This is a genomic window from Alteromonas ponticola (genome assembly GCF_012911815.1).
In the GTDB taxonomy this organism is placed as follows: Bacteria; Pseudomonadota; Gammaproteobacteria; order Enterobacterales; family Alteromonadaceae; genus Alteromonas; species Alteromonas ponticola.
Genome location: NZ_JAATNW010000001.1, coordinates 58740 through 80638 on the forward strand (window position 1 = coordinate 58740; position 21899 = coordinate 80638).

Annotated in this window: 15 protein-coding genes; 7 read left to right on the plus strand and 8 right to left on the minus strand. The window is 46.7% G+C overall.

The genetic code is table 11. From position 1 onward, the window contains the following. Positions 1-56: 56 nt before the first annotated feature. The 8 genes from HCJ96_RS00185 to HCJ96_RS00220 form a co-directional block, all read right to left on the minus strand. Complete coding sequence (locus HCJ96_RS00185) at positions 57-1133, minus strand: pyridoxal-phosphate-dependent aminotransferase family protein (protein ID WP_169209439.1); 1077 nt, start codon at positions 1131-1133, stop codon at positions 57-59. A gap of 483 nt (positions 1134-1616) precedes the next feature. Beyond that, positions 1617-2156 carry a gamma carbonic anhydrase family protein gene (locus HCJ96_RS00190; protein WP_169209440.1) on the minus strand — a complete coding sequence of 180 codons (540 nt, stop codon included), beginning with the start codon at positions 2154-2156 and terminating at the stop codon, positions 1617-1619. A gap of 1 nt (position 2157) precedes the next feature. Beyond that, positions 2158-3018: an acyl-CoA thioesterase domain-containing protein gene (locus HCJ96_RS00195; protein WP_169209021.1), complete on the minus strand. Its 861-nt coding sequence runs from the start codon at positions 3016-3018 to the stop codon at positions 2158-2160. Positions 3019-3076: 58 nt separating this feature from the next. Then, complete coding sequence (locus HCJ96_RS00200) at positions 3077-4909, minus strand: protein kinase domain-containing protein (protein WP_169209022.1); 1833 nt, start codon at positions 4907-4909, stop codon at positions 3077-3079. A gap of 3 nt (positions 4910-4912) precedes the next feature. Then, entirely contained in the window at positions 4913-5716 is an 804-nt protein-coding gene (gene rlmJ / locus HCJ96_RS00205) for a 23S rRNA (adenine(2030)-N(6))-methyltransferase RlmJ (protein ID WP_343034625.1), read from the minus strand. Between the two features lie 132 nt (positions 5717-5848). Next, positions 5849-7444, minus strand: a complete 1596-nt coding sequence (locus HCJ96_RS00210; protein WP_169209441.1) for a dihydrolipoyllysine-residue acetyltransferase — start codon at positions 7442-7444, stop codon at positions 5849-5851. A gap of 10 nt (positions 7445-7454) precedes the next feature. Further along, positions 7455-8432: an alpha-ketoacid dehydrogenase subunit beta gene (locus tag HCJ96_RS00215; RefSeq protein WP_169209024.1), complete on the minus strand. Its 978-nt coding sequence runs from the start codon at positions 8430-8432 to the stop codon at positions 7455-7457. Further along, positions 8432-9619 (minus strand): thiamine pyrophosphate-dependent enzyme, encoded by a 1188-nt coding sequence (locus HCJ96_RS00220; protein WP_169209025.1) that lies wholly within the window; start codon positions 9617-9619, stop codon positions 8432-8434. Before HCJ96_RS00220 ends, HCJ96_RS00215 begins: the two co-directional genes overlap by 1 nt. A 490-nt stretch (positions 9620-10109) precedes the next feature. Between HCJ96_RS00220 and HCJ96_RS16420 the strand changes: the two genes are divergently transcribed. The 7 genes from HCJ96_RS16420 to HCJ96_RS00255 all read left to right on the plus strand — a co-directional run bounded on the left by HCJ96_RS16420 (position 10110) and on the right by HCJ96_RS00255 (position 21897). Further along, on the plus strand, positions 10110-14705 hold the full coding sequence (locus tag HCJ96_RS16420; RefSeq protein ID WP_169209026.1) for a S8 family serine peptidase: 4596 nt from the start codon (positions 10110-10112) through the stop codon (positions 14703-14705). A gap of 95 nt (positions 14706-14800) precedes the next feature. Beyond that, the gene (locus HCJ96_RS00230; protein WP_169209027.1) at positions 14801-15979 is read left to right on the plus strand and encodes a hydroxymethylglutaryl-CoA reductase; all 1179 of its coding nucleotides are present in this window, start codon (positions 14801-14803) and stop codon (positions 15977-15979) included. A 109-nt stretch (positions 15980-16088) separates the two neighbouring features. Further along, complete coding sequence (locus tag HCJ96_RS00235) at positions 16089-17384, plus strand: efflux RND transporter periplasmic adaptor subunit (protein ID WP_169209028.1); 1296 nt, start codon at positions 16089-16091, stop codon at positions 17382-17384. Positions 17385-17400: 16 nt separating this feature from the next. Beyond that, positions 17401-18102 (plus strand): ABC transporter ATP-binding protein, encoded by a 702-nt coding sequence (locus HCJ96_RS00240; protein ID WP_169209029.1) that lies wholly within the window; start codon positions 17401-17403, stop codon positions 18100-18102. 12 nt (positions 18103-18114) lie between these two features. Further along, entirely contained in the window at positions 18115-19425 is a 1311-nt protein-coding gene (locus tag HCJ96_RS00245) for an ABC transporter permease (protein ID WP_169209030.1), read from the plus strand. A gap of 9 nt (positions 19426-19434) precedes the next feature. Beyond that, positions 19435-20658 carry an ABC transporter permease gene (locus HCJ96_RS00250; protein WP_169209031.1) on the plus strand — a complete coding sequence of 408 codons (1224 nt, stop codon included), beginning with the start codon at positions 19435-19437 and terminating at the stop codon, positions 20656-20658. A 228-nt stretch (positions 20659-20886) separates the two neighbouring features. Further along, entirely contained in the window at positions 20887-21897 is a 1011-nt protein-coding gene (locus HCJ96_RS00255; protein ID WP_169209032.1) for a GGDEF domain-containing protein, read from the plus strand. The last annotated feature ends 2 nt before the right edge of the window (positions 21898-21899 follow it).

A 21899-nucleotide genomic window follows, 5' to 3' on the forward strand; every position in this document is an offset into this window, starting at 1 on the left:
AGAAAAAGAACCGCTACTGCGGTTCTCGTTTATTTTTCAAGTCTACCTTAACAGAATTATTTTAAAACAGATTTTAGGGCCGCCAGGCAGTAATCAACATTTCGCTGTGAACAACCATGCCCCATCAGCCCGATCCGCCACACCTTACCTGACAGTTCTCCCAACCCAGCACCTATCTCCAGTTGAAATTCTTCCAGTAGAACTTTTCTGACTCTGGCCTCATCAATACCCTCTGGCACACGCACGGTATTTAATTGTGGTAATCGCGCATCGGGTTCAACCAGCATGCTTAAGCCCATTTCAGCTAAGCCGGCTACCAGTTTTTGGTGCAGTTGCTTATGCCGGTTCCAGGCATTCTGTAGCCCTTCCTGTTTTAAAATAAGCAGCGCTTCATGTAACGCGTAGAGACTATTAACCGGCGCTGTATGGTGGTACGAGCGACTGCCTTCTCCCCAATATCCCATAATCAGGTTCATATCTAAAAACCAGCTTTGTACCGGATGCTGGCGTTGTTTAATGATTTCAACGGCGTGTTCACTAAAAGAGACGGGAGAAATACCGGGGATGCAGCTAAGGCACTTTTGCGACCCTGAATAGATGGCATCAATTTGCCATTTATCCACATTTACCTCGATGCCACCCAATGACGTTACAGCATCGACTATCGTCAGGCAGTCGTAGTTTTTGGCAATCGCACAGAGTTGTTCGACGTCATTGCGCACACCCGTAGAGGTTTCAGCATGTACCATCGCCACCGCTTTTACTTTTTGATGACTTTTTAAAGCTAATTCAAGTTTATCCGCAGATGTTTGTTGGCCCCACGGCGAGTCAATTGTAATGGGTTCACCGCCGCATCGAATCACATTTTCGACCATGCGCTTTCCAAACACGCCATTGATACAGATTATGACTTTGTCACCGGGTTCGATTAAATTAACAAAACATGCCTCCATTCCCGCAGAACCCGGGGCAGAAACAGGTAGCGTCAAGGAATTTTTGGTTTGAAAAGCATACTGCAACAGTGCCTTCGTTTCGTCCATTAGCATAACGAAGGCAGGATCAAGGTGACCGATGGTAGAACGACCCAGTGCATTGAGTACTCTGGGGCTGACGTCAGATGGACCAGGCCCCATCAGGGTGCGAGTTGGCGGTATAAAAGTGCTTGTTTCAGTCACGACTTATCCTTATTGCTTGAGGTAAGCACAATCTTGTCAAGATATTCACCATACGACAAGCACCCCATGACTAACATACACATTGAAAATATTAGGAAAAAATGTATTTGTTAAATCGGCGATATAGTGATGGTAATATCCTGTTTGAACTTTGTGCACTACCTGTGGACAACATTTTCAATTCTAAACTCTGTTACTCGCAATTAGCTAAGCAACTGTATTTATTATGCTTCTTAATTTAATGCGATAAATTAACAAAATTGAAAGATTAAATTCACAAAAAACTGTTTATATCTTGGTCAATAATGTTCTATTATATCTTCCCCTTGTAAAAAATTTTGCATGAATCTCTCCCTTGCAAAAGTTAGCGCACGGCTCAGCAATGAGCCATTCCCCTAGGCCCGGAACTTTTGTTCTGGGCATTTTTTATCTACCAATAAATTAAATAAACGCAGCAGGATCTGACAGACTCGTCAGTTGTTCGCGGTAGTGTTGGGCGTTACTGACATAGTGTGCGGCCGAATCGATCAACGATGATTCGATGGACTTATCCAGTGTGCGGATAATTTTGCCGGGGGAACCGACCACTAATGAATAATCCGGTATTTCAGTGCCTTCAGTAATGAGCGTATTCGCTCCAATAATACAGAACTTACCAATTTTAGCCTTGTTAAGCACCACCGCATTAATGCCTATCAAACTGTAATCGCCGATTACACAACCGTGTAACATTGCTTTATGTCCTATCGTAACACCTTTGCCCAGTGTCAGCGGGACCCCTTTATCTGTATGCAGTACACTGCCGTCCTGAATATTTGAACGTTGGCCAATAATAATTTTATGGCAATCACCACGAACCACAGCATTAAACCAGATACTGGTGTCGGTTTGCAGTTCAACATCACCGATGACATGAGCACCGGGGGCAATGTACACGCCGTCAGCCAACTGCGGGCTTTTATTTGCCAATCGATAAATCACTTCACTCACCCACCATACGCATCAGACCTTCCTGCATGGTAGAGGCAACCAGTTGACCTTGCTGATTAAATATCTGGCCTTTAACAATACCACGGGCATTCCCTGAAAACGGACTTTCCATGGCGTAGAGTAACCACTCATTAAAATTAACTGGACCATGAAACCACATGGCATGATCGATCGTTGCAATACGCAGTTTTTTATCCAGCAAGGAAATGCCGTGGGGTTGCAACGAGGTACTTAGAAAATGGTAATCTGAAGCATACGCCAACGCAGCCTGATGCAGTGAGATAGCACTACCCAGTGACTCTCTGGCGCGCATCCAGATATAGCGCGTAGGTTCGCGGCGGGCTGATTTATAGGCATTTGCCGCATCAACCGTGCGAATATCAACGGGACGATGATAGCTCAATGCTTCTCGTAAAGGCCGCGCAATTTTATCAAAGTTTGCCTCATAGAATTCAATATCTGATTGCAGCGTGTTGACATCGGGTGCCTCTGGCATTACCGCACTTTGATGTGTTGCCCCTTCCTCAGGCGACTGAAACGACGCAGTCATATAAAAGATATTTTTACCGTCCTGAATGGCTTTCACCCGGCGGGCCGAGAAACTGCGTCCATCTCTGACGATTTCAACATCGTAAACCACCGGCTTTTTAGCATCACCAGGTAACAGGAAATAAGAATGAAAAGAGTGCGCAACGCGACCGGGCTCGACAGTTTGGTATGCAGAAGCGAGCGCCTGCCCTAATACCTGACCACCAAACAATGCGCGAAAGCCTAAGTCCCAACTTTCTGCGCGATAAAGGCCTTTTTCAATTTTCTCTAACTCAAACAATGAAGCAAGCTTCACTTCGCTCATTAATTTACTCTCTTTTTATGCATTGGTTAAACTGGCTCACGGCAACGATTTGAAAAGGTTAACACGCTCTGGGGTTACGCGGATAATACTTTTCAGGCAGTTGCGCCTTGTGTTCAAAATAACGGGTGTCTTTATACGGAAGTTTCATAAATCCGGATATACCAAGGCCATCAATTAGCGGTACGGCTTTAACAATTTGTTCTAACAATTGAGTGAAACGCTGCGTTTGTTCGTGGTCAAGCAACATAAAATAACTATGAATTTTCAAATGCGTCGGTAACGCTTCGAAAATAATACAGCCAGTGTGATGAATTTGATTGAGTTCCTGCAGTAATGACATCATCACATCTGGCAGTTTCAGCAGTTCATCAGGGTCCTGTCCGTCTTCAAAATAGGAGTGCGTGCGGCTTTGATCATGCGTGACCGAAAGTCCTGACAATTCAAACGGGATATGACAGGACCTATCGGGCATGAAAGCTTCGTATTGATTATCTCTTTCTATATGAAGCGTATCTTTTGCATTGAACATGCAGCACTTGAATACACCCTGGCGGTGAATAGCTCTGGCCAGATGAATAACATTGTTAACCGCTAATTCGAACGCAGCTTTGAGGTTTTCATCATACAGATTTAAGCTCGAATCAACATAAATGCCGTCCGCTTCCCAGCGAATCACCACGCCTCCGACCACAGGGTATCGTCCAAGCCGACTTATCGCCGCCAAAAAAGCTTTTTCAGTGGCTCCCATTCCCTGCATATAATTTTTATAATAACGCTCAAACTGAGCGTCGTTAATGTAATTGAGCTCGTCTTCCTGTTCTTCATTTTGCAAGCGCAAAAAAGATTTGCGAGAGCTATAGACAACGGTTTCAATGCTTTTTTCGGTGCGCCCTAACCAAGTTGGGATCAGTGAATTTACAGGCGGCTTATCATCGTCTGCGAACACCAGACGCTTTAAAACATGCAGGTTGTTAAAGAAATAGTCACCACCCTGATGTTGTTTGCTAATGTTGTCGCTGAGCATATTGGCTAAGATATTGGCGAACAGTTTCGGTAATCCCAATGACATTGGCGTAATAACATTCTTACCAAACCGGCAGGACTGGCCCGACGCCAGTGCGTAAAGTGTGCTGGCTAATCCTTGTTCATCAAATCGTGGAGACGATAACGCACCATTTAACTGGTCATCGCCAATAAAGTAGATATCACCCAGCCTTGCGTTGGTTTGCTGCATATCACCAGACATTAAGTCCATAACATTGCTGCCGATGAACTGACCCGTTTCATCGATTTGGGCGAATACCGATGATCCCCAATCTATTAGCTCTACAGTTTCCCGTTGCTCATTCCACACCAGATTGGATGGCTTAATATCGCCGTGAACCAGTGGCTTGGCTTCGCCATTTTTTTCTTTATAGTTTTTTAAGGTAAGCAGGATCTCGCCCAATTGAACGGCAATTTTAAGCACAATGCGCGGCGACAGTGGCCCTTGTTCCAGACTAACCTGCTCCAGATCTTTGCCCAGCGCCCTTTGCATCACTAATATCGATTGTTTACCCACATGCTGAAACTCGACCAGCGCCGGAACTTGTCTGTGCAGAACGTGGGATAACATGAATGCTTCTTCTTCAAGGCGATCCTGTACGTGCTGCGGTAAATTAATACGTGAAAATTTAAATACCCGATGGCGTCCCGCAGCGGTTTCGCCTCCGAATACAAAGCCAAACGCACCTTTACCTATGAAGTGGATTTTGCGGTAGCCGAGGTGCGCGAGTTGTTCGATACATAGGGCAACCCAATCTTTGAGCTTTTTGGCGTCCTGATGAGAAAGCAGATAAATTGATTGCTCTTCAGGAATATAAAAATGTTTAAGCTCCCGGGGTTTGGTCATACGTTACTGCTTATTAAACCAATGCACCCGGCTACTGGACGACGCTGCTATCTGACAAAACTCGTCTAACGCCTGACCTAGTTGCTGATCCAGGTTCCAGCTTGGATTCACTACGCAAACCCCTGAACCATACATGCCAACGTCACTGGTTTTTTGCCCGATAAGCAGCTCTACAGTGAGTGTCTCGAAACCTAAATCAACTATGTCGCTGACCATCTGTTCACTTAAGCCCGTTTTATCTCGCGCTCTCTCGGTTAACAGCGGGAACCATATAATGATTTGTGCATTTCGCCATTTGGCCAGTGTCGTGGTGACACACGACACGACGGCGTTGTATTCCTGTTTTTGTTCGTAAGGTGGGTCAATCAGGACTGCTCCCCGCTTACTTGCCGGAGGTACCAGTCCCTGAAGCCCTTCAAGGCCGTCACGATGGTGCACCTGCGCTTGCCTGTTATGAGTATAGGGTTTTAACGCTTGCCGCAAATTAACCACTTCATTGGGGTGCAACTCCATTACCTGGAGGGTATCTTGAGAACGTAGCGCGTTTGCTGCCAGTAGCGGTGAGCCAGGGTATAAGTTTTGACGCCAGTAACCACTGCATACATCCTGATAATGCTGCAACAGGGACGATGAGAATTTACTATCAATAACAGTGCTGATGCCTGTCTTAAATTCACTGTTTTTCTGCGCATGCTCAGAATCTAATGCGTACTGCCCTGCGCCTGCGTGAGTATCAAACAGTGTAAAGGGTTTATCTTTATTTTTTAGATAGGTAATAACGCTGAGCCAGCAAAGATGTTTAATCACATCGGCATGGTTACCAGCATGAAATATGTGTTTATAACTTAACAAGGTAATACGATTGGTTTGCCAGGAATGGGGTCAGTGTACCTTGTTGAAAGAAAATCGGACAGGGAAAATCTCCCTGTCCAATTAATCCTAACGCATGTGCATTAGCATGGTGCTGGGATTGGTCAAATAACTCATAAATAAGTTATTAAATTTAACCATGGTGGCACCATCGATGATGCGATGATCGCCTGACCAGTTCACTTGCATAATGTGCTGTTTTTCAACCTCATCGTTTTCATTGAAACGCGGCAACGCCTGCGTTTTACCCAATGCAACAATTGCCGCCTCCGGCTTGTTGATCACTGGCGTGGCAGTCATTCCGCCAATTGCCCCGATGTTAGAAATACTGATGGTGCCGCCTTTCAGCGTGTCACCACCTAACTTACCTTCTCTGGCCTGGTCGATGATAACCTGCATTTGCTCAGCGATGTCCAATAGTGAAAGGTTTTGTACACCTTTTATGTTAGGTACCAGCAGGCCAATTTTTGAATCAACTGCGAAGCCAATGTTGTGATCACTGAAATAAGTTAATTCTGTGCCATCATCGTTTAGCTGCGAATTGATTATTGGGAAGTCATTTAAAGCCAGTGACAATGCTTTGGCGAAGAAAGGCATGAAGCTTAACTTAACACCCTGCTTTTCAAATACCGGCTTAAGCTGTTGACGTAATGCAATCAATGCATCCATGCGCAATTCGTCACTGACGGTGAAATGCGGAATAGTATACACTGAGGCCGACATCTGTTTTGCCATCGCCGCCTGAATGCCACGCACTTTCTCTGTACGCGTTTCACCTTTGGCCTGAGCGGGCTTAGAGGCAGCGGTTGACGTACTTGACTTTGCCGGTACCGGTGCATTTTGTTGGCCATCAACATGCTGAACGTCGTTTTTTAAAATGCGTCCTTTCTTGCCTGAACCTTCAATTTTCGTCAGATCAATTTCCTGCTCTCGGGCAATTCGTCTGACTGCCGGACTTGCCAGCACTTTGCCGGGTATTGCTACCGGTGGCTCGTAGGCACCATCGGGCCAACGTTGCTCAGTTTGCTTGGCAGACGGCTGTGATTTAGAACTTGTCTGGGGTTGAGACGGCGTTTGCGTGGTAGTTTCGCTGCTGCCTTCAATCGCAAGCGCGAACAGAGGTTTATGAACCTTAGCGATATCTCCCTGCTGATGATAAAGTTTAGCGACGGTGCCTGCATGTTTTGCCGGAATTTCCACAACCGCTTTATCAGTCATTACTTCAACCACTGGCTGGTCTTCCGCAATAACATCACCCTCCGCCACATGCCATTTAACAATTTCGCACTCCACAATACCTTCACCGATATCAGGCAAAATGAAGTCTTCTGTGCTGGTGTTGTCAGATGGCTGAGCGGATGCCTGCTTTTGCTCTTCGACCGTTTCTTTTGCAGCGTCTGCCTCTACCGGTGCCGAACTCTCTTCACCGTCAACATCAATCGCAAATAACGGTGAGTGCACTTTCGCAATATCACCTTTTTTATAGTGCAGTTTTTTCACTGTACCTGAATGCATTGCGGGGATCTGCACCGTGGCTTTGTCAGTCATGACTTCCGCAACGGGTTGATCTTCCTCAATATGCTGACCTTCTTCAACCAGCCATTCGAGCAGTTCACATTCAACGATACCTTCACCGATATCAGGTAAAATAAAATCTGTCGTCATCATCTTACCCCTAGTACTTCAACGTACGTTTAATGGCTTCGTATGTCTTGTATTGATCCGGCATGTACTCTTTTTCATGCGCCAGCGGATAAGGGGTATCTAAACCGCAAACCCGGGCAATGGGCGATTCAAGATACAAGAAACACTTCTCCTGGATAGTCGCCGCAATTTCGCTGGCAAAACCGCCAGTCTGCGGTGCCTCGTGATTGATCAATAAACGACCGGTTTTCATCACTGATTCTGCAACTGTATCGGCATCCCAGGGTAAAATACTGCGTAAATCGATAATTTCACAGGATACGCCATCTTCCAACGCCATTTCAGCCGCTTTTTGAAGAATTTCAATTTGCGCGCCCCACCCCAATAAGGTGATATCCTTACCCTCTTGTACAATGTCTGCTTTACCTAGCGGTAGCTCGTAATCGTCTTCCGGCACATCAGAAACCGAAGCACGGTAAAGCCGCTTCGGCTCCAAAAACAACACTGGGTTATCATCACGAATCGACGCTAATAACAGGCCTTTTGCCTGGTACGGATTACGCGGTACAACAATCTTCAACCCTGGACAATGTGCAAAAAACGCCTCAGGTGACTGGCTATGATACAAGCCTCCGGCAATTCCGCCGCCATAAGGGGTACGAATTGTTAGTGTGCCGCAACTGAACTGGCCACCAGAACGGTATCTGAATTTTGCGGTTTCATTAATGATTTGATCGAATGCTGGAAAGATGTAATCGCCAAACTGAATTTCCGCTACCGGAACCGAACCTTGTGAGGCCAAACCGTTGGCGAAACCAATAATACCTTGTTCCGTCAACGGGGTGTTGAAACAACGACCTTTACCAAACTTTTGTTGCAGGTTGCTGGTTGCGCGGAATACCCCACCAAAGTGACCTACATCCTCGCCAAACACCATTACGCGCTCATCCTGCTCCATCACTGTGATCAGGGCGTTATTAATAGCTTGTAATAAATTCATCTTCGCCATTATTTTATTCTCCCTGAAGTTTTAGGATAAACATCCGGATACTGGCGAATATGAGACTTCAACTGTTCTAGCTGGTCTTTTAAGTGCCATGGAACTTCCGAATAAACGTCATTAACAAGATCTTCTATGGGGGGAACATCTATTTTTTCGGCCAATTTTACTGCTGCCAATACGTCCTGACGGGTTTGTTCGAGCAATTTTTGCGCAGCTTTTTCATCAAACCACCCCTTGCTTTCCAACCACTTTTCCATGCGTTTGATCGGATCTTTAGCACGCCACTTATCCTCTTCTTCGCGAGAGCGGTAACCCGTTGGATCGTCTGAAGTAGAGTGCGCGGCCAGACGATAGGTCATCGCTTCAATCAGCACTGGACACTCATCTTTAAGAGCTAATTCACGCGCTAACTTGGTCGCCGCGTAAACTGCCAGAATATCATTGCCATCTACACGAATGGTTTTGATTCCGTAGCCTAAACCGCGCGATGCAATTCCATCACCGGCAAACTGTTCATCAGACGGAGTCGAAATGGCGTATCCATTATTACGGCAGAAGAAGATAGCCGGACAATTTAGTACAGCGGCCATATTCAAACCTGCGTGGAAATCACCTTCTGACGCTGCACCTTCACCGAAATAGCAAATCGTCACCGCGTCTTTACCCGCCATCTTTTGGCCATAGGCGTAGCCTGATGCTTGCGGAATCTGCGTCCCGAGTGGTGAAGAGATTGTCATGAAATTCAGTGGCTTGTCACCATAATGGATGGGCATCTGACGCCCTTTGTTAGGGTCTTTTTGATTGCTGAACATCTGATTCATGAATTGTTCAGTGGTATAGCCACGGTATGCCAATGCGCCTTGTTCACGGTACTGCGACATGATCATGTCATTATCTGACAACGCAGCTGCGCTGCCTACCGCTGCAGCCTCTTCACCGGTGCTGGCCAGATAAAAACTGATTCTGCCCTGACGTTGCGCAGCAACCATACGTTCGTCAAGAACACGGATATACGCCATGGTGTTATACATTTTTGTGGCGGTTTCCTGATCCAGTTCTGGAGCAACGGCTTCCTTGTGCACACTGCCATCGGGTTGCAGAATTTGTAGCATCGGTATATCAATCAGGCCATTTTCAATTACATTGACCTCATGTGTTGTTGATACCCGCGCGAGATGATTTCTGTCTTGCACGATACATTCCTCTTAAAAGTGTGAGGTGAGTAACCTGAATTCAGGTTAAGTACTTTATTTTATAAATGTGGAAAGTAAAAAGTATTCAGTAATACGGTTTCAGTTTATGTATGCTAGATCATAGCAACATAAAAGACCTTGCTATTTAATGATATGAAATCAGACTGCAAAAAATTTTGTTCCAAAAATAGTGCGAGCTTTAAGATAACTATCCTAATTTTTTAAACTGATGTTAAATTTTATGCAGATTGCTTAACATATTAACAATAGCTCCTCGGTTTTGCGTCAAAATTTACTCGTAACTATAGGTTGCTTAAATTAGCATTAAAAAATAGTGCAATTAAGCAAATGTTCATAATCCTTTGCAATAATTAATCAAATTTAATCGCATTATGTTTTCTTGTCCGTAGATAGTACTGTTGCAGTTTTCTTTATCGGTGGTAATGATGTCATCAAACGGATTGGTAACAGGTAGTAGGAGATTACCAACATGAAAAATAAACTTTTTTTCGCAGTCTCGACAGCGGTCATGTCGATGTCTGTGCATCCTGTTGCAGGCGATACGGGAAAGGATGGGAGCCGGTTGCAGACGCCAGCGGCATTGAGCGTCCCCCCATCATTAGCACAAAAGAAATACACTAAAACACAGAGCGGCAAAGTTGTATCTCACCACGGGGTGCCTAGCGGTTCGGTAAAAAAGTTCGTCTACCTTGTCCAACTGGAAGATAACCCGGTTGCATTGATGAATGAACCCAAAGGGTTGCTGTTAAAAAAACCGGTCAGCGCAGTTTCTTCACTCAATCAGATGCCAAATCGCCAGGCGTCAAAAGTGAATGTGCATTCAACCGACGCGCAACAGTATAAAACGCAGCTCGAGAGAAAACAGGCATTGGTTGAACAGAAAATGCAGGCAACCATGCCACAATATAAACGTGTTGCAGCGTTTCAATATGCGTTAAATGGAATGGCCATCCTTGCCACACCTGCTGAAGCGGAAAAGATAGCTACTATTAAGGGCGTAAGTGCTGTCGAAAGAGATCGAATATATCAATTGGATACGGATACTGGCCCGCTGTTAATCGGCTCCCAGGGAGTATGGGATGGCAGCGCGACCGAAAGCGGTATCGGCCGCGAGGGAGAAGGCATTGTTATCGGTGTGCTTGATTCCGGTATCAACAGTGACCATCCGTCGTTTGCAGACATTGGCGGCGATGGTTATAACCATACCAATCCGTTGGGCGCCAATAACTATTTAGGTGACTGCGCGGGTGAGTTCTCCACACTCTGCAATGACAAATTGATAGGCGTTTACTCCTACCCAGAGATAACCAATGCTTATGATGATGACGCTGTTTTTTCAGTGTCTCTACCTAAAAACGGCGAGGATTATAACGGCCACGGCTCCCATACGGCGGCCACCGCTGCCGGAAACGTATTGTTTAATGTGCCTGAAGTCACCCCTGAATTTGAGGTAAATGAAAGCGACGGCGAACCAACAGGGTTCGTATTTGACCGCATTTCTGGCGTCGCGCCGCATGCCAATATCATTTCCTATCAAGTATGCCAGCCGGGGAACACGGGTGATACGTACGGAGGATGTCTTGGTACCCCAATGGTGGCAGCGGTGGAAGACGCCATTGAGGTTGGTATTGTTGATGTTATCAATTTTTCCATTTCAGGAGGGGGTTACCCATGGACAGGCGCGCTTAATGCTGCCTGGCTATCAGCGCGAAATGCAGGAATTTTTCTTGCCCACTCAGCAGGTAACGAAGGGCCCACGCCTTTTTCAACCGCTAAACATGCGCCATGGGTAACCGCGGTAGGTGCTTCGTCCACTGGCCGTACCGTTGAGTATGAAAAATTTCTCACCGACTTTACGGGTGGTGCCTCGTCATTGTCTTCTATCGAAGGCAGAAGTAATACGGGGGGCATCACCGCTCCCATCGTTTACGCGGGTGATTTTGACAACGCCAACGCACCAGGAACTGATCCGGCTCAATGTCTGGAGCCTTTTCCAACTGGCACGTTCAGCGGACAGATTGTAGTATGTGATCGCGGTGAAATTGCACGTGTCGACAAAGCAATTAATGTAGCCGACGGTGGCGCAGGTGGTTTTGTGCTGGCGAATGTTGAAGATGGCCAGATTTCATTGAACAATGACGCCTATATCATTCCCGGTATTCACATCAACACTGCGGATGGCAATAGGCTTAAAGCCTGGCTAGCCTCAGGAAGCGGCCATCGTGCAACCATTACGGCTGCCGTGGGTGAGTTAGTTATCGACGATACGCAAGCTGATATTACCGCAGATTTTTCATCCCGCGGTCCTAACCGGTCTATCAGTACCCTCACCCCTTCGCTTATTGCACCCGGTATTGATATTTATGCAGCCTACGCAGATCAGCAGTATGGTCAGGATGAGACAGGTTCTGCGCCGGCAGACTACGCCTATCTTTCCGGCACGTCGATGTCCAGTCCACACGTGGCGGGTGCTGCTGCACTGGTTAAACAGGAGCACCCCGGTTGGTCACCAGATAACATCCGTTCAGCGCTCATGATGACTGCGAATACTGCGTTATTAAAAGAAGACGGCGCCACCAATGCGGACTGGTTCGATATTGGCGCCGGCCGCATTCAGGTAGACCTTGCCGTGCGTGCTGGCTTGGTGATGGATGAAACCGGGGCAAATTATGCTGCCGCTGATCCGGAATTAGGAGGCGAACCACGTACGCTTAATTTACCCTCTGTAACCGATACGGAATGCTTTGGTATTTGCAGTTGGACCAGAACCTTTATCGCAACCAAAGATGGCAGTTGGAGTGCTTCGGCGACTTCACTATCTGATGATCTGTCAGTGTCAGTTACGCCCGCCAGTTTTACCCTGAACGAAGGTGACACACAGGTATTAACAGTGACGGCTGACGCGTCACAGGCCAAGTCAGGTGTGTGGCAATTTGGTATTGTCAATATGACCTCGCCATCCTCACCGGATTTACACATTCCCGTTTCGGTAAAGCCTTCCAACGGAACTTTGCCCGATGCACTTAATTTCACTTCTCATCGCGACCATGATTCCTATCTGGTTAACGATCTGACAACAATCGAAATAACTGACTTTCAGGTAACTGGCTACGGACTGAACCCGCCGAAAGAGATTTCAGCGACGGTGGCGCAGGATTCTGACACCAGTGATTTTCTGGACGACGTAACTGACGGTGTGTTTATTGAAGAAATCAACGTTAAAAATGATGCCTTACGTTTAGTGGTCGAAACCAGACAGTCGACCTCACCTGATTTAGATTTGTTTGTGGTTTTCGATGCTAACAGAGATGGTATTCCATCTGAAAGTGAGGTGATTGAATTCAGTCAATCCTCCACTGCGGATGAGTATATCAGTATCGAAAACCCACAAGCGGGGGATTATCTGATCATTGTGCAGAATTGGCGTGCGTCGTCCGCATCAGCCGCAGATGAATTTATTTTATCCACTTCAGTTGTCGATAATACGCCCACGTCTAATCTTAATGCTACCGCCCCTTCCAGTGTGCAGCAATTTGAATTGTTTGATATGCGGGTGATGTGGGATCTGGAAAAAAGCGAAACCGGCAAGCGATATTCAGGCATGTTGGTATTAGGTACCGATGCTGACAATCCCGCTAACTTAGGTGCGATCCCGGTTGATATTGTCAGAGGAACAGATGATGTCTTTTTAACCGGCAATGCCATCACGTCAAGCAATGCAAATAGTCAGCAACTTACACTTAATGTTATCGCAAATTTCACCACTGAAGACAGAGAGTACAAGATTACACTACCATTGCCTGACAACGTTGAAGTTGAATCTACCTCTGGTCCGGGAAATATCAGCATTAATCAGCAGAGCCTTACATGGACGCTTACCCAGAATTCCTTGTTTGGTTTTGAGCCTGCTTACCGGATGACAACCAATCTTACCGATGCTACCTGCAGAAATCCGGATTTAGGAACGGGGACTGGCTACATCAACCTGAGTGATTTTGACATTGAACCTACTGAAATGGATGGTGATACGGTGTTAAATTCTTTTGCAGTCTCTGCCAGTTTGTTCGGACGACAGTACAATTCACTTATTGTGTCTGATGACGGATTTGTGACGGTTAACAGTGATGTCGGTATTGAGCCATGGATTAATCAATCCATGCCGGAAGTAAACGCACCAAATGGGGTGGTTGCACCATTTTGGCGCGACTGGATCCTGGATATTGAAAACGGCGCAACGGTTTCAATTGCAGAAAGCACGCAAGATGGCATCACCATTATTGAATGGGACAATGTCACCTTTCCCTTTGAACTCTACAATGTGGAAGACACCTTTACTGACATCGCAGATTTCCAGGTTGTGTTCAACAACAACGCTGTTGCTGGTGAACCACAGATTGTATTTTCCTACGCCAATGTCATACATGATTATATTCCCCCCGTGTCGGTAGGCCTGGAAAACAGTACAGGTACCAGAGGCAACACGCTGGTTCATTTGCCCTATTTTGAGCAAAGTGAAGCTACGATTGGTAATGTTGAAAGCCAGATCGTTGATGGCACTCAGGTATGCTTTTATTACGCGGATGATATTTCTAAACCGAAGTCACTCGATATTACTCTCACGGGTTCCGGCGTTGCAAATGGGGTTAAATATCAGGCGAGCTCAACCGTGACTAACATTCCGAATACACAGTCAGAGAAAACTAACGCGTTTTCTGCGGCAACGGTTAACCAGCCTCCGGTAGTGACCGTTAATGCCCCTGCGACAGTGCGGGTTGGTCAATCCTTTACAGTATCAGCAACCGCAGTTGATCCTGAGGGCGATGCGTTGACAATAACCATTAACGGTAATGAAAGTAGTAGTTTAACCCGTGTTGCGCCCAACCGACCCGAGTTGACATTCACGGTTCGCGTCACTGATGGTATCAATCGGGTCACTGAAACAATCACCGTCAATATTAATCAAAATGCCCCGGTTACAAATACCGGCGGTGGCGGCGGCGGTGGTTCGATGAATTGGATGGTACTGTTGGTACTGCCTTTGCTTTATCTAAGAAAAAGACGTTAACTGGCAGAAATATTCCTGTTAACTACATTTTTATCCGCAACGCGAAATACATCCATTGTTGCGGTCTTTTTTTATAGCTTTTTTCAGGAGGTAACATGGCTGATGGACGGTATCGAATACCACGGGATGGACAAAATGATCACAGTAACGAGCAGGCGGAAATCCGCAGAGACTTTTTGCAGCAGCAAACGGGGGCAACGTTAAAGTACACCGGTGAATACACCATTGATCCCGGAGTGTTACCTGGCAATATCGAGAACTTTATCGGCATCGTACAAATGCCCGTGGGCGTTGCAGGCCCTCTGGATATCAATGGTGAACACGCGCAGGGACGCTTTTATGTTCCATTAGCGACTACCGAAGGCACATTAGTTGCCAGCTACAGTCGCGGCATGCGCGTGATCAATGAATGTGGCGGGGTCAAAACCACAGTTGTCGAACAATTTATGCAACGTGCTCCAGCGTTTATTTTTGGTGATGCCAGAGAAGCACGAGATTTTGGCAACTGGCTGGAAGCCAATATGGAGGGTATCCGTCAGGCTGCTGAAAGTACCACTTCGATTGGTAAGCTTCAGCATCTGGAGCAATGGTCAGTATCACGTTTACGCTATGTCAGGTTCAATTATACGACCGGCGATGCCGCTGGGCAGAATATGGTAGGCAAAGCGACACTGGCAGCGTGCGAATGGATTAAACGGCATTACCCCGGTGATTGCGAATACTTGCTTTCAGGCAACATGGATACGGATAAAAAACATTCCCATTTAAATATGCTGCATTCTCGTGGCAAACGCGTGGTGGCCGAAATTACTCTTGATAAAGACATCATGCGCAAAATGATGAAGGTAGAAACCACCGTTATGGCACGTTCTTCGGTGCTCGCCAACATGGGCGCGATGTTAGCGGGCGCGGCCTATAATGGTCCTCACTCCGCCAATGGTATTGCTTCGCTATTTATAGCCACAGGTCAGGATGAAGCTAATGTAGTGGAATCGCATGCAGGCTTGCTGTCACATGAGCTGTTACCCAATGGCGATCTTTATCTTTCGGTAACCTTACCATCGTTAATTGTCGCCACTTATGGTGGGGGCACAGGGTTACCCACTCAGCGAGAATGTCTGGAACTTCTAGGTTGTTACGGTAAGGGCAAGGCCAACAAGTTTGCGGAAATTGTGGCCGCTACCGTATTAGCCGGCGATATTTCGCTGGCGTGTGCGGTTATTGCCGGCCACTGGGTTTCCAGCCATGACAAACTGGGACGCAATCGCGACTGACCCAAAACCAGACGCACCCTATTTGGGTGCGTCATTTTTTTTAATCCTAATTTAAACTTTTTACCCTTCCCGCTCGACATAGCAAAAAACAACGACAGAATCTTTTGCTATGCATATCGCCGATACCAGTGGACAGGACACCCTGATCGCACCCAAAAAATCTCGAAAAACACTCTACATCATAGTTGCACTCGTGCTTCTTATAATAACCGCACTTTATCTGATCCCCGTGTTAACCCAGTGGGGAAATTCTCAGGCCAGTGTCTCTGCCGAAAGGGTCAGGATTTCAACCGTTAAACAAGGGGATTTGGTCCGCGATCTGTCGGTGCAAGGACGGGTGGTGGCAGCGGTCAGCCCAAAACTATACAGCCCCGCCCAGGGAACAATTACCTTCGAAGTAGATGCCGGTGATGAAGTAAGCCAGGGCCAGGCATTGGCTACAATTGACAGCCCGGCCCTGGCAAGTGAATTAGAGCAAGAACAAGCGGTACTGGACGAACTGACCACTGCTTTGGATAGACAAAAAATTCAGGCCAAAAAGCAAATGCTTGAAGACCAAAAAGCAATTGATTTAGCGCAAGTATCGCTCACCGCAGCTGATCGGGAAAAACGGCGCGCGGATAAAGCGTTTGGCACAAATGCAATCAGTACAATTGACTATGAGAAAGCGCAAGACGATTTACATAACGCCAAACTGGTGCACCAACATGCAGTAGATGATGCCAAGCTGAATGCGGAGAGCCTGCAATTTGAAATTCAAAGCCGCTCACACCAACTTAACAGACAGCGCCTTAAAGTCGCCGACCTTTCGCGAAAAGTGGACGAGCTTACCTTACGCTCCCCGGTTAATGGGATTGTCGGTAATTTAGCGGTGGCGCAAAAAAACCAGGTAACCCAGCATCAGGCTATTTTAAGTGTGGTGGATCTGAGCGAGTTTGAGCTGGAAATAGATATCCCCGAAAGCTATGCCGACGACCTCGCGATTGGCATGGCAACAGAGGTCGAATTCAATGGCCGCAATTACCCGGCTCAACTCGTCACCATCTCGCCAGAAATTCAGGATAATAAGGTCAACGGACGGGTACGTTTTAGTGCACAGAGCGCTGACGGTGAAACTTATACCGCGCCGCAGGGCTTACGTCAGAATCAGCGTCTGACCACCCGCATATTAATGGAAACCAAAGACAATGTGTTATATGTCGCGCGCGGTCAGTTCTTGCAAAGTGGTGGCGGAAAAGTCGCCTACCGGGTCGACGGTGATGTGGCCCATCTGGTGCCTATTATCACCGGTTCACGCAGTTTATCCAAAGTCGAAATAGTAGAAGGTCTGGAAAAGGGTGACAAAGTCATCGTCTCTGGACTCGAACAGTTTAACGGTGCTGAAACAGTGCTGCTCACACAATAATAACCAAGGAAAGATCATGTTAAAAATGAACAACCTTTGCAAATCATTCAGAACCGAACTGGTTGAAACCCATGCGCTGCGAAACTTTACCTTTAGTGTAGAGGAGGGTGATTTTGTGTCGGTTACAGGCCCATCCGGTTCCGGTAAGACGACTTTTCTGAACATCGCCGGGCTGCTGGAAAACCATACATCGGGTAGCTACCTGTTAGATGGCATTGATGTGCAAACGCTCTCCGATAAACAACGCAGCAACTTAAGAAATGAAAAAATAGGCTTTATCTTTCAGAGTTTCAATCTTATCCCCGATCTGGATTTGTTTGATAATGTAGATGTTCCACTGCGCTACCGCGGTCTGAGTCGCTCTGAGCGTCATCAACGAATTAAAGAGAGCCTGGAACGTGTTGGTCTGGCGAACCGGATGAAACATCTACCGTCGCAATTGTCGGGTGGACAACAGCAGCGTGTTGCCATAGCACGCGCGCTGGCCGGTAAACCCCGTTTTCTATTAGCGGATGAGCCGACTGGGAATCTGGACAGCCAAATGGCGAAAAGTGTGATGTCGCTGCTACAGGAAATTAACCAACAGGGCACGACGATTGTCATGGTCACTCATGATCCTGAACTGGCTATGCAAACATCCCGCAATGTCTTTGTTCGCGATGGCCAGATAAGTGAAGCGGAAACCATCCTGCCATTAGCCGCAGCGTCAAACCAATAGCGGGAGCCGGTTATGTTTATTTATTATATGAAGCTGGCGATAAAAAGTATTCGCCGCAACATCTGGCTCAGCAGCCTGATGGTACTTGCCGTAGCGTTGGGCATTGGCGCGTGTATGACCACGATCACGGTGAATTACATGATGTCTGCCAATCCAATCCCACACAAAAGCGACCAGCTATTTTATGTGCAGCTGGATAACTGGGGGCCCCACTTCCCCTTCAATGATGAGAATGAGCCACCGGATCAGGTGACATGGCGCGACGCCAACAACCTGATGCAACATGATCGTTTTAAGCAGGTCGCCATGGGCACATCAGGCGGTGTTATCGAGTCTGACAACCGTGAAATCAAGCCTTTCATGGCGGGTATTCGCTTAACCTATACAACTTTTTTCAACCTCTTCGAACCGCCATTCCTTTATGGTGGTCCCTGGCAACCTACCGCTGATAAAAATAGCGAACAGGTCGTTGTGTTAAGCAAAAAAACCAATCAACAGGTTTTCGGTGGTGAAAATTCAGTTGGCCGTACCTTAACCATCGCGGGTAATCGCTTTCGCGTAGTGGGTGTGTTGGATGACTATGAACCTATACCGCGCTTTTATGATGTCACTACAGGGGCATTTCAGAGCCCTGAAGATGTGTTCATGCCGCTCACTTTAAAGCTACCGTTAGAGCTGGGGAGCAGCGGCAACAATAGCTGTTGGAAAGATCCTGATGGTGACGGTTTTGAGGGCTTTTTGATGTCAGAGTGCATCAATTATCAGTTTTGGGTTCAGCTGGATAATGCAGCAGAGCAAGAACAGTACATGAGCTTTTTGAATGCCTATGTGGAAGAGCAAAAAGCGTTAGGCCGCTTCCCTCGCCCACTGAACAACCGCATCTCTTCGGTAATGGAGTGGATGGAAATTCAGGAAGTGGTTGCCGATGATGCGCAAATCATGATGTGGCTGGCTGCGTTATTCCTGCTGGTGTGCCTGTTAAATACCGTTGGTTTGTTGCTTTCCAAATATGCCACACGTACTGCAGACATTGCCTTGCGCAGAGCAATCGGTGCGCCTAAACAAGCTATATTCTCACAATATATCACCGAGTCTGCTTTAATTGGCATTATCGGTGGTGTGCTGGGATTGGTACTCGCCCTGGCCGGTATCGAAGCAGTGAAATCAATGTATGGTGACTTTGTCAGTGAGCATGTGGCAATTGATTTGACCATGGTAACCGTGGCCATTGCCCTTGCCGTTATCTCCAGTGTGTTGGCTGGATGTTATCCGGCGTACAAAGCGTGTTCTGTGCCACCCGCAACACAATTACGCAATCAATAGGAAACAACAATGAGTAATTTAGAACTTGGCCCTATTATGCGGGCGCTGCTGCGCAACAAAGTTGGTGCAATGTTAATTGCATTACAAATTGCAGTCACCATGACCATTATCGTAAATGCCGTGTTTATCATCGTTGAACGCAAGTCCATGATGGAGCGGGAAAGCGGTTTAGATGAAGCCAATACGTTTTATCTGACCACTACCGGGTTCGGTAACGACTTTGAAAGTAAACGGGTGACCCGTGAGGATTTGGATTTAATACGCAGTACCCCAGGTGTGGTGGATGCGATTCAGGTTAATGCTATTCCCATGAGTGGCAGCGGTTGGTCGATGGGGCTCACCACTACGCCGGGGGATGAGGTTGAGAGTGTCGGTACCGCCAATTACATGGTCGATGATCACGCATTGAATACATACGATGCCGCGCTTGTGGCAGGTGAAAATTTCAGTTTTTCTGATATTCGGTTCCGAGAACGCAATCAGTCTGACTGGCCCGATGTTGCAATCATCACCCAAGCATTAGCGAAAAGCCTTTTTCCTGAATTGAGCGTAGACGAAGTTGTCGGCAAAACCGTCTATATCGGTGACAACGAGCCGATGATAGTTAAAGGAATCATTGATAAATTACAAGCACCCTGGGTGGGCTGGAATAATCTGGATCACGTCACATTAACCCCGGAGTGGATGGCATTTCCCAGTATGCGTTACCTTATTCGCACTGAGCCGGGCATGCGTGATACCTTAATGACTTCACTGGAACAAACCTTAGCCAACCAATACCCGAACCGGATCATCCGCAATGTCGAGACAATTACCTCAACCCGCGATGCAAGCTACCGCCAACACAGCGCGATGATAAAAATCTTAACGGTTACCATGGTATTACTCACGCTTATCACCGCTTTAGGTATTATCGGTCTGGCCAGCTTTAACGTAAATCGTCGCCGCAAACAAATCGGCACACGTCGGGCACTAGGCGCGAGTAAATCAGCAATAATCCGTTATTTTATGGTGGAGAACCTGATAATCAGTTTGTTCGGCATTGTACTGGGTGTTGGGCTAACCATCGGACTCAACTTTATGCTAATCGAGTGGTTTGCGGTAAAAGCATTAGACTGGTATTACATTCCTGCCGGTGTGGTGTTGCTGTTTAACGTTGGCCAGCTTGCTGCCTTTGGGCCTGCGTTCAGAGCAGCTAAAATTTCGCCGGCATTAGCAACCCGAACCATCTGATTATTGTTTACTCATCAGCCACTTAAGGTGTGGCTCTTCTTACCCTATACACCTCAGGTTAATCCTCCTTAACCTGAGGTGCGTTTAACTGAGTAGGAAAAGCACCTTACATCAGACTCCCCTCTCCCGCTGAATCGGATATTCAAAAGTAAGTTCCTATTTAGCATTACTTTTTGGGTATAAACCCATTACAATAAATTCGTTTTGAATTAATGACAGGACGTTTTTTTGATTAAGTGGTTTCAACGACTTTCGCTTAGTGAAGATGAGTTTCTGTATAAATCATCGCTGCGCATTGCAGTTGTGTTTATTATCATGGGACTTCCTTTCGCTGTAAATCACCTGATAAATGGACAGACCGTACTGGCGGTTTATTCCCTGGGTATTATTGCAGTACTCGCACTGAACGCCATAAGCACCATTAAACTTAAACGCTATCATACCGATCTGATTTTATTTGGTTTAGTACCCGCCGTAACCGTCTTTTTAATAGAACTACTGTTCACCCAGGGTGTATTTGGCTGCTTGTGGTGTTATCCGGCAATCATTGCCTGCTACTTTATGCTCCCTGAGCGGCGTGCCTGGGTAGCTAGCGGGTTCATGTTACTCCTGCTTATTCCAAACATCTGGTTAATTTTTGATACCGCACTGGCTATTCGTACTTCGATTACGCTAATTATGGTCGCCTCATTCACTGCCATATTTATTCGCGTCATAGCAGTTCAGCATGAAAAGCTGAAGCAACTTGCAGTGACTGATGAGTTAACCGGCTTACGGAACAAACGTTCGCTGGAAGAGGAATTAACAAAGATTATTGAGCAGTCTAAACGTGGCGCTGTGCCCATTGCCGCGGTCACGTTTGAAATTGATCATTTTAAACGTATCAGTGACCAACTGGGTGAAAACGTAGCTGATGGTGTCTTAAAAGGTGTCAGTAGCTTCTTAAAACAGCGTTGCCGTAAAGTTGATCTGCTGTATCGAATTGCCGATGAAAAATTTTTAGTGGTGTTATTTAATGCACCAATAGAAAAAGCAAACCTGGTAGCGGAGCAACTTCGCGTATCCATTGAGAAGCTTTACTTGCTTCAGGGTACAAATGTTACAGCCAGTTTTGGTATCGCCGGTATTATTGGCACTGATGACTGGCGGGCCTGGCTTCAGCGAGCCGAGCAGCGTCTGCTCAAAGCCAAACAAGCAGGTCGAAATCAAATTGTGTCATCGGATGAGCAGGTAAAATAACG